Here is a 16,849-nt window from a genome sequence, read left to right on the forward strand (position 1 = left end):
GCAGGGGGATGCCGTGGCGTTGCAGCACGAGGCGATCACGCCGCACCGCTCCGTCCAGAGCGCCCTGCGCGTCCTGGAGACCGTCGCACGGCACGACACCGGCGTGACCGCCGCCCGCATCGCCCGCGACACCGGCCTGCCCCTCGACCGCCTGACCCCCCTCCTGCACATGCTGACCAGCGAGGGATACGTCGAACAGCTCACGGACGACGGCACCCCGGGGGCGTACGTCACGGGCGAGACCCTCAGCAGGCTCGGCTCCGCCCGCGACCACGCGGAGGCCCTGCGCGAGAAGCTCCAGCGCACCCTGGACGGGCTGCGCGACTCCATCGGCGCGGCGGTCTACATCAGCCGGTACGTGGACGGCGAGGTGCGCGTCACCGACTTCGCGGCGGGCCCCCGCACCCCCGCGGTCAACGAATGGGTCGACTTCCGCTCCTCCGCCCACGCCAGCGCGGTCGGCAAGAGCCTGCTGACCCAGCTCGACGTGAACGGCCGCAGGGACCACCTCTCCCGCCACAAGATGGCCCGCCTCACGTCCAGGACGATCACGAACGAGCAGGTCCTGCTCAACCGGCTCGCGTCGCAGCCCGCCACGGTCCCGGTCCTCGACCTCCAGGAGTACGCGGTCGGCACGGTCTGCGCGGCCGTCCCCATCACGGCGGGCTCCGCCGTCGGCTGCCTCGCCCTGTCCCTGCCGGTCGAGCACGCCCACCGGCTGCGCGAGGCGGCGGACACGCTCAACCGCGGGGCGGCGCCGGTGCTGCTCTCACTCGCGATCTAGCGGAACGCGAGTGCCGGGTACGCCGAAAGGGCGTACCCGGAGACCGGGAACGCCCTTTCGGCATTCGCAAGTGCGCCGCCAGGGACTCGAACCCCGGACCCGCTGATTAAGAGTCAGCTGCTCTAACCAACTGAGCTAGCGGCGCCTGCTGACTCATTAATAGTACCCGGTCCCGGGGGGTGCTCCTGACCAGCTCCCGGCGGGGTGCGGGAAACCGCACCCCGACCCGACGGCAACCCCCATACCGCCGGTGACCTGGGATTTCTAGCGTTGCTGCCATGGACCTCATGACTCTCGCCCTCCCCCAGGAGCCGGCCGGCGGCATCGCGGGCTGGGCCGCGGACCTCGTGGACACCCTGGGCGGTCCGGGCGCGGGGCTCGCCATCGCCCTGGAGAACCTCTTCCCGCCGCTGCCCAGCGAGGTGATCCTGCCGCTGACCGGCTTCGCCGCGGGACAGGGCGTGATCAGCCTCGCCTCCGCCCTGTTCTGGACGACGCTCGGCTCGGTGGTCGGCGCCGCCGCCCTGTACTGGATCGGCGTGCTCTTCGGACGCGAGCGCATGCACGCCCTGTGGGCGAAGCTGCCTCTCGTGAAGGCATCCGACCTCGAGCGGACCGAGGCGTGGTTCGCCAAGCACGGCACCAAGGCGGTCCTGCTCGGCCGGATGGTGCCGATCTTCCGCAGCCTGATCTCCGTGCCGGCCGGTGTGGAGCGCATGCGGCTGCCCGTCTTCCTCTCCCTGACCGCGCTGGGCAGCCTGGTCTGGAACTCGGTGCTCGTCCTCGCGGGCTACTGGCTCGGCGACCAGTGGGACGCCGTCGAGACGTACGTGGGGCTGCTGTCCAAGGCCGTCCTCGTCCTCGCCGTCGGGGCCGTCGCCGTGTACGTGGCGGTGCGCGTGCGGTCGCGTAAGCGGCCGGGGTCCGCCGCCGAGGCCCGCCACCGCCGTTCCTCCTAGGGCTCGGCTAGTGTCGGGCGATGTGAGGGAACCCGTAGCCGCGCCGTTGCTCATGCGGGTCGCCGGGGTGCTCGTGGGGTGCCTGACCGCCCTGCTCGGGCTGCTGTACTTCGTCGTCGCCGGGGCGGCCCTCGGCGCCTTCCTGCTCTGGCCGCGCACCCGTGCGCGCGCCCACGCCCTGCTCGCGGCGGGCGCCCGCAGGCTCACCGCGCTGGAGCGCGGGCGGCGGTCCCTCTTCTTCCACGACGTGTTCCCCGAGCACCGCGCCGACGACCGGCAGATCCTGCGCTACCTCGCGGCCCGCACGTACTCCGGGCTGCTCTGCGCCGTCGTGGTCGGCCTCGTCGACTTCGGCGCCGTCCTCGCGGGGATCTTCGCGGTCGGGCTCACCCGGTCCTCGATGACCTGGGTGGACGTGCTGAGCCAGGTCGTGCTCGGCGGCACCCTGCTCTTCCTCGCCGTGCAGGGGCTGCGCGCGCTGACCGAGCAGGACGCCCGGCTGGCCCGCGAGTGCTTCGGCCCCTCCGAGCGTGAACTCCTCCAGCGTCGCATCGACGAGCTGGCCACCAGCCGCGCCGCGGTCGTGCACGCGGTCGACGCGGAGCGTCGCCGGGTCGAGCGGGATCTGCACGACGGCGTCCAGCAGCGACTCGTCGCCCTCGCCATGCTGCTCGGCCGGGCCCGCCGCGGCCGCACCCCTGAGCGGGCCGACGCCCTGCTCGAACAGGCCCACAAGGAAGCGCGGGAAGTCCTCACCGAACTGCGCGAGGTGGCCTGGCGGGTCTACCCCACCGCGCTCGACAGCCTGGGGCTTCGCGAGGCGCTCGGCGGGGTGTCGGAGCGGTGCGCGGTGCCCGTGCGCATGGAGTACGACGTGCCGGTTCCGCTGCCGTCCGCCGTCGAGACGGCCGCCTACTTCGTCGTGTCGGAGGCGGTGAACAACGCCGCCAAGCACGCGGCGGCCGACGAGATCTCCGTCCGCGTACGGCAGCGGGGCGCGACGCTCTCCGTCCTCGTCCGCGACACGGGCGTCGGCGGCGCGGACCCGGCGGGCAGCGGGCTCACCGGCCTGGGCAGCCGGGTCGCCGCGCTCGACGGCACCCTGCATGTCGACAGCCCCCTCGGGGGTCCCACCACGATCACCGCGGAGCTGCCGTGCGCGTAATACTCGCCGAGGACTCGACCCTGCTGCGGGAGGGCCTGGTCCGGCTCCTCGCCGAGGAGGGCCACGAGGTGCTCGCCGCGGTGGGCGACGCCGACGCGCTCCTGCGCGAGGTCGAGGCGCACGCCCCCGACGTCGTCGTCACCGACATCCGGATGCCGCCCGACCACACCGACGAGGGCCTGCGCGCGGCGGTGCGCATCCGTGAGCTCCGCCCGGAGATCGGCGTGGTCGTCCTCTCCCAGTACGTGGAGCGCAACTACGCGGCACAGCTGCTCACTTCGAGCGCCGAACGCGTCGGCTACCTCCTCAAGGACCGGGTGGCGCAGGTCGAGGAGTTCCTGGACGCGCTGGAGCGGGTGCACGCCGGGGGAGCCGCCATCGACCCGGAGGTCGTACGGCAGCTGCTCATCCGCACCACCCATGTCGACCCGCTGACGCGCCTCACCCCGAGGGAGCGCACGGTCCTGGAGGCGCTGGCCGAGGGGCACACCAACGCGGCCATCGGCGAGAAGCTGCACATCTCCCTGAGCGCGGTGGAGAAGAACCTCAACGCGATCTTCGACAAGCTGGGGCTGCACCGGACGACGGGGTACAGCCGCCGGGTGCTCGCGGTGCTGCGGTATCTGGAGTCCTGAAGACGTGGCTCCGGGCTACGACAGGACGAACCCGTCCATGACCAGCGCCGCCACGAGTCCGACGGCGAGCAGCCAGGTGCCGAGCCGGGTGCGGCCGCGGCGGCTCAGTTCGATGACTCCGCCGCAGAGGATGAGCAACAGGCCGTAGACGCCGACGACGAGGACGGACGAGCGGCTGGCCAGGCGGAGGGCGAGGACGACCGCGGCGGCGGCCATGAGCAGCGAGGCCGCGGCGATGCGGGCACGCCGGGCGCGGGCGGCGGGGGTGGGGCCGTCCTGGGCCATGTCCTCGTCATCGAGGGGGTCCTGGTCGGGGAGGTGGTCCTGCGGCTCGGTCCGCTCTGGCGCGCTCATGTACGTGAAGCGTAATCGGTCAGAGGATCGCTCACGCCAGGAGGGCGTCGCGGCCCTGGGCCCGGTAGTGGTCCAGCAGAGCCTGTACGTCCGCCGGCGTCAGCGGTTCGTACACGGACGCGCCGGGTGGGCGCCACCAGACCGGGTCGGTGCAGCGGAAGCCCTCGCGGCGCAGGGCACCGCGTGCGACCTTGTTCGTCGCGGTCACCGGCAGGTGCGGGACGACGCGCACGAAGCGGGGCGTCATCTTCGTGCCCAAGTCGGGCTGGGTGACGAGGAATTCGGCGAAGGCGAGGGGGTCGAAGGGGGCGTTTGGGGGTGGGGCGACGGCCGCCATCACCTGGTCGCCCGCGACCGGGTCCGGTACCGCGTAGACCGCGACGGCCGCCGCCCCCTCGTACCGCGCGAGGATGTTCTCGATCATCGCGGTCGCCAGGTTCTCGCTGTCCACGCGCAGCCGGTCGTCCGTGCGGCCCGCGAAGTAGAGGTAGCCGTCGCTGTCGCGGTAGAAGAGATCGCCGGTCCAGTACCAGCCGTCGCGCAGCCGTTCCGCCCGGGCCTCGTCGTTGCGCCAGTACCCCTCGAAGGGGTTCGGCCCGCGGTTCACCAACTCCCCTATCGCGGCTTCGCCGTTCAGGAGCCGTCCGGCCGCGCTGAAGCGGGCCGTCTCGCACTCCCGGCGCGTGTCCGGGTCCACGACGGCGAGGTCGTCGCCGGGCGTCGCGCGGCCGATCGCCCCGACCGGCGTGCCCGGGGTGCGCTGGATGGCGGCGCCGCCCTCGGAGGACCCGTACCCCTCCACGAGCCGCACCCCGAACCGCTTCTCGAAGCGTGCCGCGTCCACCGCTCCCGCCTCGGTGCCGAAGCCGACCCGCAGGGGGTTCTCGCGGTCGTCGGGCCGCTCGGGCGTGGCCAGGACGTACTGGACCGCGCGGCCCACGTAGGTGAAGTACGTGGCGCCGAACTCCCGCACGTCGTCGAGGAAACCGGACGCGGAGAAGCGGTCCCGCAGGGCCACACCCGCGCCCGCGGCCAGCGCGGGGGCCCAGTCGGCGATGACCGCGTTGCCGTGGAACATGGGCATGCAGATGTAGTGGGTGTCCTCGGCGCGCACGTCGAAGTGCGCGACCAGGGAGCGTCCGGCCGCGGCGAGCCTGCCCTGGCTGCAGATCGCCGCCTTGGGGGCGCCGGTCGAGCCGGACGTGAAGTAGAGCAGCATGCGGCTGTCGGGGCGCACGGTGGGGGCGATGTCGGGGGTGGCGTCGGCGTAGGGGGCGAGAAGGTCCCGGTAGGCGTCGGTGTCCGTCACGAGCAGCCGCACGCCCGGGAGTTCGAGGCCGTCGAGCAGGTGCAGGTGGGCGCGTTCCGTGACGAGGACCGCGCAGTCGGTGTGGAGGATGTCGCGGGCCAGCTCCGGTCCGCGCCGGGTGGGGTTGATACCGGCGACGGCCGCGCCCGCGAGGGCGGCGGCGCTCAGCCAGAGCGGGTACTCGGGGGTGTTGTCGAGCAGGACGCCGACGTGCGGTGCGGCGTGCCGCGGCAGCAGGTCGACGAGGAGCGCGGCTCTGGCCGCGGCCCCCGCCGCGACCTGGTGATGGGACAGTTCACCGCCCGCGTACCGCAGTCCGGTGCGGTGGTCGCCCCACCGCGCCCGTACGAGTTCCGCGACCGTCGCTCCGGTGGACTCCATGGCCGCGCACCATAGGTGACGGCACGTCAGAAGTGGAGAGCCGCGACGTGCGGCTCTGCGCACGCCGTGAGGTCGACACGGCGTGCGCGGAACCTACCTGTGGGGTGAGGGGAAGTTCCTCAAGCGTCGCTCAGAATCTGTCGGTGCTTCTCGGTATCAGAACTGGACGTCCGAGCAGGCGTAGAACGCGTTCGCCGTGTCCGCGACCGTCCAGACGGCGACGATCACGTGGTGGCCGCTGCGGCCGCCGGGGATCGTGCCGCTGTGCGAGAGGGTCGCGGGCGGCTGCTGGCTGTTGTAGGGGACATTGAGGAACGGCGTGGTCTCCAGGGCGGACCTGGTCACCGCCTTGCTGTCGTCCCAGCCCTGCTTGGTGATGTAGTACTTGAAGTCCGAGGTGCGGTGGCGTGCGGTGAACTGCCAGCGGAACGTGTAGTTCTGGCCGCCGCTCACCTTCGTCGTCGGCCACGCGCCGCCGTTCGGCGCCTTCGGCGAGTTGAGCTGGTCGAAGCCGGCGACGCCCGCCGAACAGATCTTGCCGTCGGCGGGGCCTCCCGCAGGGAAGCCCTTGGGACCCTCGACGCTCTGTGGCTCCCACTGTATGGAGCCGCAGTTGGCCACCACGCCCTTGGCGCAGTTGATCTGCCGGCTGGCCGGCAGATCCGTGTAGCCGTGGCTGCTCGCGCCACCGGCCGAGAGCGCGAACGCGCCGACCGTGCCGAGGCCGACCAGGGCCGCGTACATCTTCTTGTTTCGCATGTGCCGCTCCTGCCGAACGAGGGGGGATCCGTGGGACGTGCGCGCACTGCGGTCTAGACCAAGTCGAGGTTATTGCCGTTAGTTGAACATGTCCATACCAATCGTGGAGACGATCCGTCCGCATCGCCGACGCGAGGTCGCCACGAGTTCACCGTTGGGCCCGTCGTTCGTGGCGATCCACTCCGCGGCGCCCTCCGGCGTCCGCCCGCCCGCCAACTGCCTCTCAAACAGCCGCTGTTCACGAACATCCCCAGGTGAGTCCACGTACCAGCACTCCCCCATCAGCGCCCGCGCCTCCCGCCACCCGGGCAGATCGCAGGCGAGATAGTTCCCCTCGGTGATCACCAGACGGGCGCCCGGCGGGACGACGTGCCGGGCCGCGACCGGCTCGTTCAACGTGCGGTCGTAATCGGGTACGTAGATGTCGCATCCCGGGTCGTCGAGCACGCGCCGCAGCAGCGCGACGTATCCCGACACGTCGAAACTGGGCTCCGAGCCCTTGCGGGCGGTGAGGCCGAGCCGCGCCAGCTGGGCGTTGGAGAGGTGGAACCCGTCCAGCGGCAGATACGCGGCACTCGCGCCGATCCGGTCGACCAGGGCTCGCGCGAGCGTCGACTTGCCGGTGCCCGGCGGGCCCGCGAGGCCGAGGACGGCGCGCGGGACGCCGTCCGTCAGCCGCCGGGCGTCGGCGGCGAGGTCCGCGAGCCCGCTCCCGCCGGCCACTTCATCGGTGTTCTCCATGCCCCGTATAGAACGCCACCGTCAGGTCCTTCACCAAAGCCTTGCGCTCGTAGTCGTCCAGCTCCACGAGCCCCCGCGTGGTCAGCCGCGTCACCGTGTCCTCGACCGAGTCGACCACCGACGTCAGGACGGTGTCGCGGTGCCGTGCGTCGAGCGCGGCCACCCGGCGGCGCTGCATCACCGCGGCGACCTCCGGCGCGTACTCGATCCGGGTCGGCTGCGCCGAGAAGACCTCGACGCCCACCGCCTCCGCGTCCGCGGCCAGCGCCCGGGTCAGCGCGGCACCGACGGCGTCCGCGTCGCGCAACGTCGGGCCGTCCTCGTGGAAGGCGTCCGCGGGCAGCCGCGACAGGACCCGTGCCGTGGTCGCCTCCACGCACTCCCGCAGGTACTCCTGATGGTCCTCGACCGCGAGCGACGCCCGCGCCGGGTCCTTGACCCGCCACACCACGAGGAGCACGACGCGCAGGGCGACCCCGCCGCGGTCCACCGCCGGCATCGGCTCGCTCCGCCAGTGCCGCAGCCGCACGTCGACACGGCGGCGCAGCAGCAGCGGGTTGACCCACATGAGGCCGGTGCGGCGCACCGTGCCCCGGTAGCGGCCGAAGAGAGTGAGCACCCAGGCCCGACCGACCCGCCCGCGCGCCAGACCGCCGAACCCGAAGAGACCGACCGCCCCCGACCCGGCGAGCGACGCCCACTGCGCGGCGCCGAGCCCGGCACCCTCGTACCAGGGCAGCCCCGTCACCCGCAGCGCAGGCTCCGGCAGCACGCCCGCCCACCACAGCGAAAGCGCGCACCCTGCGACGCCCGCGCACCCGCCGAGCACCCCGGCGAGCCCCGGCAGGACCCGCGCCCGCCGCGCCACGAGGGCCGGGTCGACGTCGGGCACGGGCCGCGCGACCGGCGCGGTCACGTACGGCGTGCTGCGCCGCGTCACCCGCGGCTGCTCCCCCGACCCCTGCCTGCGCCGCACCACGGCGGGCGCGAGCGGCACGCCCGCCGCGCCGTCCGGGTCGTCCGGGTCGTCCCGGAAGAGGAGGTGCACGGGAATCTCGGTGGTCGCCTCGCTCTGGATCACCCGGGGCGGGCGCGGGCCCGGCTCGAACGCCCCGTCGGCCTGCGCGGACCGCCGGGACCGCGGGGACTGGGGCTGTGAAGCTGCCGTCGCACTCATCCGTGCCTCCGACTCGTTCGGACCTCGATCTCGTACGTGCTCACGCCGTTCCCCCACGGACTCGACCCCTCACCGGGGGCCCTCACCGGAACAACCGCCGCCACGTCTCGGGCCCCGGATGGCCGTCGGCCGCCGCGCCCCGCCAGCCCTGGGCGCGCTGGAACGCCTCCACGTTGCGCCGGTCGCTCTCGCTCCAGGCAGGACCCGGACCCCGTGCGTAGTGCCTGCCGAAGCCCTTCTTCACCAACTGCCTGCCGAGCCGCTCGATCGCCGGGTGCGAGCGGCCGGGCCGGAAGACGTCCCGGCCCGGGTAGGCCGGGACCGGCACCTCGCCGGGCCGCGTCCCGTACGGGTCGTCCACCCCGGGACCACCCGGCGTGCCGCCGCCCACGCCCTTGTAGCGGTAGGCCAGATAGCGGTTCGCGTTGGTCCAGTAGGCATAAGGGGTGGACTGTTTCCTGGCGTGCGGGCGCGCCTGTTCGTAGGCGACGTAATGCGTGTGCGAGTCATCCGTCCAGCCACCGAAAAGGGTGACATGCGATCCCTTTTCGGGGTCGGCGGGATTGTGGAAGAGAAGAATGTCGCCGGGTTGCAGCTGTTCCTTGGCAATACGCACCGCATGCCTGTCGAGACTGCCCGTCCATTCGTTTCCGCCGAGGTCCCAGGCCATCGAGACAAAACCCGAGCAGTCCTGCCGGTAGCCGTCCGACCAGTACGCGTCCATGCTGTACGGCACCTTCGCGGCGACCCACTTCTCGGCCCGGTCGATGATCGCCGCCCGGGTGGTCGCCCGGACGGCGGCGCCACCGGGCGGGCCAGGGGCCCCGGTGGCGGGGCGACCGTGCAGGGGGCTCTTGGCACCCTGCGGAGTGCCCGGTTCCTCGTCCGCCGTGACCATCGCACGCCCCGCACCCGGGCCCGCCCCCGTGTCCGCCAGGTGGCCCCCCACCTCGGCTGACGCCGCCGCGGGCAGCGCCTGGCCGCCGAGCACGGAGCCCGCGGCCGCGGCGAGGACGAGGGCCCGGCGGGCGCCGCGCGCCGCGGGGTGGCCGCCGAGCCGGAGCGGGAGGGAGTGCGGCGCCGTACGCCGCCAGTGGATACAGCCGGGGCAGTCGCAGTCGCTCTCGGGGATGAATTCCTCGAATACCGGAGCGGCCTCCATGCGATTCCCCTCACACCCCGGAAAAGAATGTCCGCGCATCTGCACGTCCGTCAGTTTCTCAACTGTCCCGGGATGCCGCATGTTGACGGTCCGAATGATGGATCGGCCCCCGGCGCCGTTCCCTCCACGCGCCTCCCGGCCCCGCCGGCCGCCCGCCGGGTGGTCCGGAGCACCCCCGGACATCCGGTAGAGTTCTCCAGGTCAGCAGGCGCCGCTAGCTCAGTTGGTTAGAGCAGCTGACTCTTAATCAGCGGGTCCGGGGTTCGAGTCCCTGGCGGCGCACAGACAGCGAAGGCCCTCCGTTCACGCGGAGGGCCTTCGTCGTTCCCGCGGGGTCCGGCCGCCGTGCGGGACCGGCCGCCGCGCGCGTACCGCTACCGTGTCGCCATGGCGCGAGACATCCAGGAGCGGATCAAGAAGCTGATCATCGATTCGAGGCTGCCCTCCGGGGCCTCGCTGCCGACCGAGCCCGAGCTGATGGCGCGCCTGGGGGTCAGCAGGAACTCCGTGCGGGAAGCCCTGAAGGCGCTGCAGGCCATGGGGATCGTGGAGATCCGGCACGGTTTCGGGACGTATGTCGGTCCGATGTCGGTCGCACCGATGATCGAGGGCCTCGCCTTCCGCACGGTCGCGGGCCACTACCGCGGCGAGGACAGCCTGCTCCAGCTCCTGGAGCTCAGGGAGGCCGTGGAGACCGGGCTCATCGCGCGCCTCGCGGGCCGCGTCCCCGCCGCCGACCTGGCCGAACTCGACGCGCTCGTGGCACGGATGGAGGCCGAGGCGGCGTCGCCGGAGGGCGAGGTGCGGGCCGAGACCGACCGTGCGTTTCACGCCACGCTGTACCGCGGGCTCGGAAACCTGCTCCTGGGCGAGGTTCTGGAGGCGTTTTGGGACGCTTTCCACCGAGTCCGTACGGATCTCGTGGACGTACCACCGGATCCCAAGGTCACCTGCCGCCAGCATCGCGAGATTCTGGAGGCGGTACGCTCCGGCGACGCCCTCCGGGCTGAGCAGGCCATACGCGAGCACTTCGGTAACATTCGAACCCGTTTGGGCTCACCAGTCCCAACAGACGCCTCAAATCGCTCGTATGACCGGTAAACCCCTTGTATCGCTCTTGCGATCATGCCGTAAGGCGTAGAACCCTGTCCTGGAGCCATTGGCTCTCATGAGGCGGGCGATACGGGGCAGTTGGGGGCCCGAGACGACCGCGGCGGGGCAGGGACGGGGGTCCCGTTCATGAAGCGATGTCGAGGGGGGCATCATGCAACCGGAAGGTCGCCTTCTCATGTTTTGGGAGAAGGTGGCCTGCCGCTGATGCGTTCGTGACGGTCCAGGGGCACCGGAGCGGACGGAACGACCTATGAACACGCGGGCGACCGCGTGCGGGGGGATGACTCATGACGTCGACGCCGACGGGCGCGCGGCAGAACGACCCGTCAGAGACCACCCAGCTCAGGGTTGCGTCGCACACGACGGGCGGCTTCCGAAGAATCAAGAAGACCCTGCCGCGGTACGACTACGAGCACTACAGCCGGCTCGCGGGCCCGCTGACGCAGCCCGATCCGAGCAAGCCCTACAAGGTGAAGTACCGCTCGCTGCTCTCGCAGGAGCCGCACAAGATACGGGCCGCGCTGATGCTGGGCGCGGCCCCACTGCTCTCCCTGGTGCTGCTCGGCTGGCTGCTCCAGCCCGAGCACTGGACGGAGCGGGACTACGTCGCCAACGACTGGCTGCCGGTCCTCGACGTGGTCATGCTCATATCCATCGGCCTGATCGAGTTCTTCCGCTGCATGAACGTGCTGTCCAACGCGCACGCCACGCTCGTCGCCCGCGACCCGATACCCGTGGTGCCCGAGACGGGCACCAGAGTCGCCTTCCTCACCTCGTTCGTGCCCGGCAAGGAGCCGATCGAGATGGTGACGAAGACGCTGGAGGCCGCGGTCAGGATCCGGCACCGCGGTCTGATGCACGTATGGCTCCTCGACGAGGGTGACGACCCTGAGGTCAAGGAGGTCTGCCGACGGCTCGGCGTCCACCACTTCTCCCGCAAGGGCGTCGCGAAGTGGAACATGGCCAAGGGCCCGCACCGCGCCAAGACCAAGCACGGCAACTACAACGCCTGGCTCGACGCGCACGGCGACGACTACGACTACTTCGCCTCCGTCGACACCGACCACGTCCCGATGCCGAACTACCTGGAGCGGATGCTCGGGTTCTTCCGGGACGAGAACGTCGGCTTCGTCATCGGCCCGCAGGTGTACGGCAACTACGACAACTTCGTCACCAAGGCCGCCGAGTCGCAGCAGTTCCTCTTCCACGCACTGATCCAGCGCGCGGGGAACGCGTACGGCGCCCCGATGTTCGTCGGCACCTCCAACGCGGTGCGCATCAAGGCCCTGAAGCAGATCGGCGGCCTGTACGACTCGATCACCGAGGACATGGCGACCGGCTTCGAGATCCACCGCGCCACCAACCCGGCGACCGGCAGGAAGTGGAAGTCGGTCTACACCCCCGACGTGCTCGCCGTCGGCGAGGGCCCCAACGCGTGGACGGACTTCTTCACACAGCAGCTGCGCTGGTCCCGCGGAACGTACGAGACGATCCTCAAGCAGTTCTGGAAGGCGCCGTTCTCGCTGCCCCCGGGCCGTCTCTTCAACTACACGATGATGGTCATCTTCTACCCGATGTCCGCCATGAACTGGATCCTCGCGGCGCTGAGCTGTGCGCTGTTCCTGGGTCTCGGCGCGTCCGGCGTGAACATCGACCCGACCATCTGGCTGATGCTGTACGGCAACGCGTCCGCGCTGCAGATCGGCCTGTACATCTGGAACCGCAGGCACAACGTCTCCCCGCACGAGCCGGAGGGCTCCGGCGGTGTGGCGGGCATGGTGATGTCGGCGCTCTCCGCGCCGGTCTACGCACGCTCGCTGATGGACGCGGCGCTGCGCCGCAAGAGCAAGTTCGTGGTGACTCCCAAGGGCGACTCGGCGAGCCCCGACACCCTGTTCGGGACCTTCCGGATCCACCTGTTCTTCATCCTGGTCTTCGGCGCCTCGATGGCCGCCTCCTTCGTGTACGGCCACTCCCACCCGGCGATGATCACCTGGGCCACCTTCGCCCTGCTGATCACGGCCGCGCCGATCCTCGCGTGGCGCTGGGGCATGCGGCAGGACAAGAAGAAGCCGCCGCCCGCGCCGGACGCGGCCGTCCCGCACCAGCGGGACGCCGCGGCACAGCTGCCGCACGCGGCTCCGCACGCGGGACCGCCCGCGCCGCAGGCCGCGCCGCATCCCGCGCAGCAGAAGCCCAGCTGGGCCGCGCCCGACGAGACCATGCAGATTTCCCTTGGGGGACGTAAGAAATGAAAGACCGTTCCAGCCGCCGTCGCGCCCGCCGCATCGCGATAGGCGCGGCGGTCGTCCTCGCGCTGGCGGGGATGAACGGCCCGTGGCTGTGGCGCGTGGGCTCCGAGAAGTACCACGACTACAAGATCAACAAGCCGGAGTACAAGGCGGACAACGGCCACTGGGAGGTCGTGGACTTCCCCGAGGAGTACCGCCAGAACACCATCCACGCGGCGCTCCTGCACACCGGCAAGGTGCTTCTCGTCGCCGGGTCGGGCAACAACCAGAAGAACTTCGACAAGAAGAAGTTCGACACCCGGCTGTGGGACCCGGTCAAGAACACCATCAAGAAGATCCCGACGCCCACCGACCTGTTCTGCACGGGCCACACGCAGCTGGGCAACGGCAACCTGCTGATCGCGGGCGGCACGCAGCGCTACGAGAAGCTGAAGGGCGACATCACCAAGGCCGGCGGCCTGATGATCGTCCACAACGAGGACCCGGACGAGCCGAAGACGATCCCCGCGGGGACGAAGTTCACCGGCAAGAAGAACGGCAAGACGTTCGTCTCCCAGGACAACATCCTGGTCGAGAAGGCGAAGAAGGTCTTCGACAAGCAGACCGGCGCGTTCCTGCGCACGGAGCCGGGCCTCGGCCGGGTCTACGTGGAGGCGCAGAAGAGCGGGGCGAAGCACGAGACGGGTACCCAGGACAACTACCGCATCCAGGGCCTGAAGGGCGCCGACACCCGCAACGTCTACGGCATGGCGCAGAAGCTCGCCCTGGACAAGAAGGACTTCCAGGGGATCAAGGACGCCTTCGAGTTCGACCCGGTCGCCGAGCGGTACATCAAGGTCGACCCGATGAACGAGGCGCGCTGGTACCCCACACTGACCACGCTCACCGACGGCAGGATCCTCTCCACCTCGGGCCTCGACGAGATCGGGCAGCTCGTCCCGGGCAAGAACGAGGTGTACGACCCGAAGACCAAGAAGTGGACGTACACCAAGGGCATCCGCCAGTTCCCGACCTACCCGGCGATCTTCCAGATGGCCGACGGCAAGCTGTTCTACTCCGGTTCCAACGCGGGGTACGGACCGGACGACGTCGGCCGCAAGCCCGGTATCTGGGACCTGAGGACCAACAAGTGGCAGGGCATCCCCGGCCTGAGCGACCCCGAGCTGATGGAGACGTCCGGCACGGTCGAGCTGCCGCCCGCCCAGGACCAGAAGTACATGGTGGTCGGCGGCGGCGGGGTCGGCGAGTCCGAGGAGTCCAGCGAGAAGACACGGATCGTCGACCTCAAGGCGGACCAGCCGCGCTTCGTCGACGGCCCCGCCCTGGAGAAGGGCACGCGCTACCCGCAGATCTCGACGCTGCCCGACGACACGGTGCTGATCTCCGGCGGCTCCGAGGACTACCGCGGGCGCAGCGACTCCAACATCCACCAGGCGCGGATCTACGACGCCAAGACCGGTGAGATGAAGCGGGTGGCCGACCCCGTGGTGGGGCGCAACTACCACTCCGGGTCGGTCCTGCTGCCCGACGGCCGCGTGATGTTCTTCGGCTCCGACTCGCTCTACTCCGACGCGGCCAACACGAAGCCGGGCGTGTTCGAGCAGCGCATCGAGATCTACACGCCGCCGTACCTGTACCACGGCTCCCAGCCGACGCTCGGCAAGGGCCCCGGGACGATACGGCGGGGCGGCTCGGGAACGTTCCCGACGAAGCACGCCTCGTCCATCAGGACGGCCCGCCTCATCAAGCCGAGCGCGTCGACGCACGTCACGGACATCGACCAGACGTCGATCGCGCTCGACCTGGAGAAATCCCGGGGCAAGGTCACGGTGACGGTCCCGAAGAACCGCAGTCTGGTCGAGTCCGGCTGGTACATGCTCTTCGTGACGGACGACCAGGGCACGCCGAGCAAGGCGCAGTGGGTGAGGGTGCCTTAGCCCCTAACGGGCCGCCTTCGCGAGGCCCAGCGCGTACTCCGGCCACCACTCGCCCGCCTTCGGGCCTCCCCGGCACGTGCCGTCGGACTCGCCGGGGCGCTTGACCCAGAGGTACGCGTCGACGAGCGGGTCGGACGTCCTGGTCGTGGGCGTCTCGCCGAGCGCGCGGCCCGGCGGGTTGCACCACGGGTCCTTGCCCTTGGTGTACGGCCCGTTGCCGTTGCGCGCCGTGTCGATGACGAACGGCTTCCCGCCGACCTTCGCCGACAGTTTCTTGCCGAACTCCGTACTGACCTCGGTGGTCTGGAAGTTGGACACGTTCACCGCGAAGCCGTCGGCCCGCTCGACGCCCGACCGCTGCAAGGGCCCCCAGAGCGCGTCGGGGTTCTGCCAGCCCGCGTTGCCCGCGTCCAGGTACACCTTCGTGTTCTTGAGGGACTTGAGCTTCTCGATGGCGCCCTTGAGGAGGTCGTAGCGCTCCTCGTGGAACTCCTTCGGCGTGCAGTTGTCGACCATGTGGAGGACCGCGTCGGGTTCCAGGATCACCGTGGCGTGGCGGTCGCCGATGCCCTTGGCGACCTGGTCGACGAACGCGCGGTACGCGTTGCCGTCGGCCGCGCCGCCGCCCGAGTACTGACCGCAGTCGCGGTGCGGGATGTTGTAGAGGACGAGCAGCGCGTCCCGGTCGGCCTTCTCCGCCGCCTCGGTGAACCCGCGCGCCTGGTCCTCCGCGTTCTCCGGGACGATCCACTCGGCGACCGGCTGCTCGGCGATCTTCCGGATCAGCGCGGCCTCGTCCTTCTTGCCGTCCTCGGCGTACGCGGCGACCTGCTTGGCCGCGTTCCCGTCCGGGTTGACCCAGTACGGGTCCTTGCCCTTGGGCTGCTGCTCGACCGGCGGACGCGACGTGTCGTCCTCCGGGTCACCGCCGGAGGAGCACCCGGCGAGGACCAGCGCGGCCCCCGCGAGCACCGCTCCCGTCCGCATCCCCCTGGCCGCGAAACCGCGCCCGCGACCTGCGCCTTTGCGGTACATCCACTCCCCCTCGGGTGCACTGTCCGTCTCTCAATCCTGGCACACGTCTTTCCTGCCCACGAGGTCCGCCGGGTCCCCGCAGAGAGCTGTAGGAGAGCTGTTACAGCCTGCCCCACATGGGTAGTCGCAGTCTGCGGGGAGGGGAGGTACATGGGGCATGCGGGACCGCGAAAGGGAACTGCGGCTTGCGGACGTCCTGGTGCAGACCGCGGACACCCTGACCGAGGACTTCGACGTCGAGCGCTATCTGGAGTGGCTCGCGGACCGTTGCAAGGAGCTGGTCGGCGCCCGGGGCGTCGGCGTGATGTACACCGGCGGGGAGGACACGGTCCGCGTCATCCCCTGCGGCGGTGAACGGGAGGCGGTGCGGGGGCTCCTGGAGATCCAGTACCACGGGGGGCCGTGCGTGGAGAGCTTCGGGACCGGGCAGCCGGTGGCGCCGACGCGGATATGCCCCGAGGGCGCCGGCGCCCGCTGGCCGCACTTCGCGGAACGGGCGGGCGAGCAGGGCGTCGAGGAGACGTACGCGGTGCCGATCCGGCGGGGCGGCACCATGCTCGGTGTGCTCAACGTCTTTGTGGCGGCGGGCCGTGGGGAGCAGGGCCCGGAGGACGAGGTGCCGTCCGGACTCGGGCTGCGGATCGCGCAGGCCCTGGCCGATGCCGCGGCCATGGGCCTCCACAACCATCGCACCCACTCCGCTTACCGGGTGCTCTCGGAACAGCTTCAGACGGCGCTGGACAGCCGTATTCACGTGGAACAAGCCAAAGGCGTTCTTGCCGAGCGCTGGCAGACGGGCATGGACGAGGCGTTCGAGGTGCTGCGAAGGTACGCACGCAGAGAACAGCAGGTCATCGACTCTGTGGCCACCCAGGTGATCAAGGGGAAGATCGACGAGAACGAACTCCGCCCGGGTGGGTCCGCGCCTTCCTGAGGCAGTGCGTCCCACCTGCGGCCATCACGGAGTGAGAGTGATGCGCGACTTGGCGTCATTCCGTCGCCACCGCCTCTAGGCCCCCGCGCTCATTCGTTCTACAGTCGATTGCACGGCCCAAGCCCCCGGCCCAGTCGACCGTTCCCCCATTC

The 16,849-nt window shown here is 70.8% G+C and carries 15 protein-coding genes and 2 tRNA genes; 9 read left to right on the forward strand and 8 right to left on the reverse strand.

Translation table 11 applies throughout. The features are described 5' to 3' along the window. Positions 1–13: 13 nt before the first annotated feature. Positions 14–784: an IclR family transcriptional regulator gene (locus DEJ47_RS13920; RefSeq protein WP_161238127.1), complete on the forward strand. Its 771-nt coding sequence runs from the start codon at positions 14–16 to the stop codon at positions 782–784. A gap of 71 nt (positions 785–855) precedes the next feature. On the opposite strand, the gene DEJ47_RS13925 is transcribed toward DEJ47_RS13920, so the two are convergent. Then, a tRNA-Lys gene (locus DEJ47_RS13925) sits at positions 856–929 on the reverse strand. 133 nt (positions 930–1,062) lie between these two features. On the opposite strand from DEJ47_RS13925, the gene DEJ47_RS13930 reads away from it, so the two are divergent. Genes DEJ47_RS13930 through DEJ47_RS13940 form a run of 3 tightly spaced genes read left to right on the forward strand, consistent with a single transcriptional unit; the run spans position 1,063 to position 3,543 of the window. Continuing rightward, positions 1,063–1,743: a DedA family protein gene (locus DEJ47_RS13930; protein ID WP_150168268.1), complete on the forward strand. Its 681-nt coding sequence runs from the start codon at positions 1,063–1,065 to the stop codon at positions 1,741–1,743. Between the two features lie 22 nt (positions 1,744–1,765). Beyond that, a complete protein-coding gene (locus DEJ47_RS13935) occupies positions 1,766–2,908 on the forward strand; it encodes a sensor histidine kinase (protein WP_398334385.1) in 1,143 nt (380 codons plus the stop codon). Continuing rightward, the gene (locus DEJ47_RS13940; RefSeq protein ID WP_055554422.1) at positions 2,899–3,543 is read left to right on the forward strand and encodes a response regulator transcription factor; all 645 of its coding nucleotides are present in this window, start codon (positions 2,899–2,901) and stop codon (positions 3,541–3,543) included. Before DEJ47_RS13935 ends, DEJ47_RS13940 begins: the two co-directional genes overlap by 10 nt. A gap of 15 nt (positions 3,544–3,558) precedes the next feature. Here DEJ47_RS13940 and DEJ47_RS13945 read toward each other — a convergent pair whose 3' ends face one another. From DEJ47_RS13945 to DEJ47_RS13970, 6 genes are all read right to left on the reverse strand, one after another. Continuing rightward, the gene (locus DEJ47_RS13945; protein ID WP_398334389.1) at positions 3,559–3,897 is read right to left on the reverse strand and encodes a hypothetical protein; all 339 of its coding nucleotides are present in this window, start codon (positions 3,895–3,897) and stop codon (positions 3,559–3,561) included. A gap of 31 nt (positions 3,898–3,928) precedes the next feature. Further along, positions 3,929–5,587 (reverse strand): AMP-binding protein, encoded by a 1,659-nt coding sequence (locus DEJ47_RS13950; RefSeq protein WP_150168270.1) that lies wholly within the window; start codon positions 5,585–5,587, stop codon positions 3,929–3,931. Positions 5,588–5,743: 156 nt separating this feature from the next. Next, a complete protein-coding gene (locus DEJ47_RS13955) occupies positions 5,744–6,346 on the reverse strand; it encodes a lytic polysaccharide monooxygenase (RefSeq protein ID WP_150168272.1) in 603 nt (200 codons plus the stop codon). A gap of 78 nt (positions 6,347–6,424) precedes the next feature. Next, positions 6,425–7,087 carry an AAA family ATPase gene (locus DEJ47_RS13960; protein ID WP_150168274.1) on the reverse strand — a complete coding sequence of 221 codons (663 nt, stop codon included), beginning with the start codon at positions 7,085–7,087 and terminating at the stop codon, positions 6,425–6,427. Continuing rightward, entirely contained in the window at positions 7,071–8,264 is a 1,194-nt protein-coding gene (locus DEJ47_RS13965) for an SPFH domain-containing protein (RefSeq protein WP_150168276.1), read from the reverse strand. The genes DEJ47_RS13960 and DEJ47_RS13965 overlap by 17 nt, the downstream gene beginning before the upstream one ends. An 82-nt stretch (positions 8,265–8,346) precedes the next feature. Next, a complete protein-coding gene (locus DEJ47_RS13970) occupies positions 8,347–9,426 on the reverse strand; it encodes a peptidoglycan-binding protein (RefSeq protein ID WP_150168278.1) in 1,080 nt (359 codons plus the stop codon). Positions 9,427–9,634: 208 nt separating this feature from the next. Here DEJ47_RS13970 and DEJ47_RS13975 point away from each other — a divergent pair. The 4 genes from DEJ47_RS13975 to DEJ47_RS13990 all read left to right on the forward strand — a co-directional run bounded on the left by DEJ47_RS13975 (position 9,635) and on the right by DEJ47_RS13990 (position 14,728). Next, positions 9,635–9,708 (forward strand) — tRNA-Lys (locus DEJ47_RS13975). A 105-nt stretch (positions 9,709–9,813) separates the two neighbouring features. Beyond that, entirely contained in the window at positions 9,814–10,527 is a 714-nt protein-coding gene (locus DEJ47_RS13980; RefSeq protein ID WP_150168280.1) for a FadR/GntR family transcriptional regulator, read from the forward strand. Positions 10,528–10,826: 299 nt separating this feature from the next. Continuing rightward, positions 10,827–12,794, forward strand: coding sequence for a glycosyltransferase family 2 protein (locus tag DEJ47_RS13985; RefSeq protein ID WP_150168282.1), 1,968 nt, complete (start codon positions 10,827–10,829; stop codon positions 12,792–12,794). Then, the gene (locus DEJ47_RS13990) at positions 12,791–14,728 is read left to right on the forward strand and encodes a kelch motif-containing protein (RefSeq protein WP_150168284.1); all 1,938 of its coding nucleotides are present in this window, start codon (positions 12,791–12,793) and stop codon (positions 14,726–14,728) included. Before DEJ47_RS13985 ends, DEJ47_RS13990 begins: the two co-directional genes overlap by 4 nt. A 3-nt stretch (positions 14,729–14,731) precedes the next feature. Here DEJ47_RS13990 and DEJ47_RS13995 read toward each other — a convergent pair whose 3' ends face one another. Beyond that, a complete protein-coding gene (locus DEJ47_RS13995) occupies positions 14,732–15,763 on the reverse strand; it encodes a glycoside hydrolase family 6 protein (protein ID WP_190415404.1) in 1,032 nt (343 codons plus the stop codon). Positions 15,764–15,920: 157 nt separating this feature from the next. Here DEJ47_RS13995 and DEJ47_RS14000 point away from each other — a divergent pair, with 157 nt between their 5' ends. Continuing rightward, a complete protein-coding gene (locus DEJ47_RS14000) occupies positions 15,921–16,697 on the forward strand; it encodes a GAF and ANTAR domain-containing protein (RefSeq protein ID WP_150168286.1) in 777 nt (258 codons plus the stop codon). The last annotated feature ends 152 nt before the right edge of the window (positions 16,698–16,849 follow it).

Source organism: Streptomyces venezuelae (assembly GCF_008642355.1).
In the GTDB taxonomy this organism is placed as follows: domain Bacteria; phylum Actinomycetota; class Actinomycetes; order Streptomycetales; family Streptomycetaceae; genus Streptomyces; species Streptomyces venezuelae_B.

What these genes read in the sequence shown, in the direction of transcription:
- DEJ47_RS13965 (WP_150168276.1), bottom strand. Translation starts at nt 8,264, where the DNA reads ATGAGTGCGACGGCAGCTTCACAGCCCCAGTCCCCGCGGTCCCGGCGG.
- DEJ47_RS14000 (WP_150168286.1), top strand. Translation starts at nt 15,921, where the DNA reads ATGCGGGACCGCGAAAGGGAACTGCGGCTTGCGGACGTCCTGGTGCAG.
- DEJ47_RS13955 (WP_150168272.1), bottom strand. Translation starts at nt 6,346, where the DNA reads ATGCGAAACAAGAAGATGTACGCGGCCCTGGTCGGCCTCGGCACGGTC.
- DEJ47_RS13990 (WP_150168284.1), top strand. Translation starts at nt 12,791, where the DNA reads ATGAAAGACCGTTCCAGCCGCCGTCGCGCCCGCCGCATCGCGATAGGC.
- DEJ47_RS13945 (WP_398334389.1), bottom strand. Translation starts at nt 3,897, where the DNA reads ATGAGCGCGCCAGAGCGGACCGAGCCGCAGGACCACCTCCCCGACCAG.
- DEJ47_RS13970 (WP_150168278.1), bottom strand. Translation starts at nt 9,426, where the DNA reads ATGGAGGCCGCTCCGGTATTCGAGGAATTCATCCCCGAGAGCGACTGC.
- DEJ47_RS13980 (WP_150168280.1), top strand. Translation starts at nt 9,814, where the DNA reads ATGGCGCGAGACATCCAGGAGCGGATCAAGAAGCTGATCATCGATTCG.
- DEJ47_RS13930 (WP_150168268.1), top strand. Translation starts at nt 1,063, where the DNA reads ATGGACCTCATGACTCTCGCCCTCCCCCAGGAGCCGGCCGGCGGCATC.
- DEJ47_RS13950 (WP_150168270.1), bottom strand. Translation starts at nt 5,587, where the DNA reads ATGGAGTCCACCGGAGCGACGGTCGCGGAACTCGTACGGGCGCGGTGG.
- DEJ47_RS13985 (WP_150168282.1), top strand. Translation starts at nt 10,827, where the DNA reads ATGACGTCGACGCCGACGGGCGCGCGGCAGAACGACCCGTCAGAGACC.
- DEJ47_RS13995 (WP_190415404.1), bottom strand. Translation starts at nt 15,763, where the DNA reads ATGTACCGCAAAGGCGCAGGTCGCGGGCGCGGTTTCGCGGCCAGGGGG.
- DEJ47_RS13960 (WP_150168274.1), bottom strand. Translation starts at nt 7,087, where the DNA reads ATGGAGAACACCGATGAAGTGGCCGGCGGGAGCGGGCTCGCGGACCTC.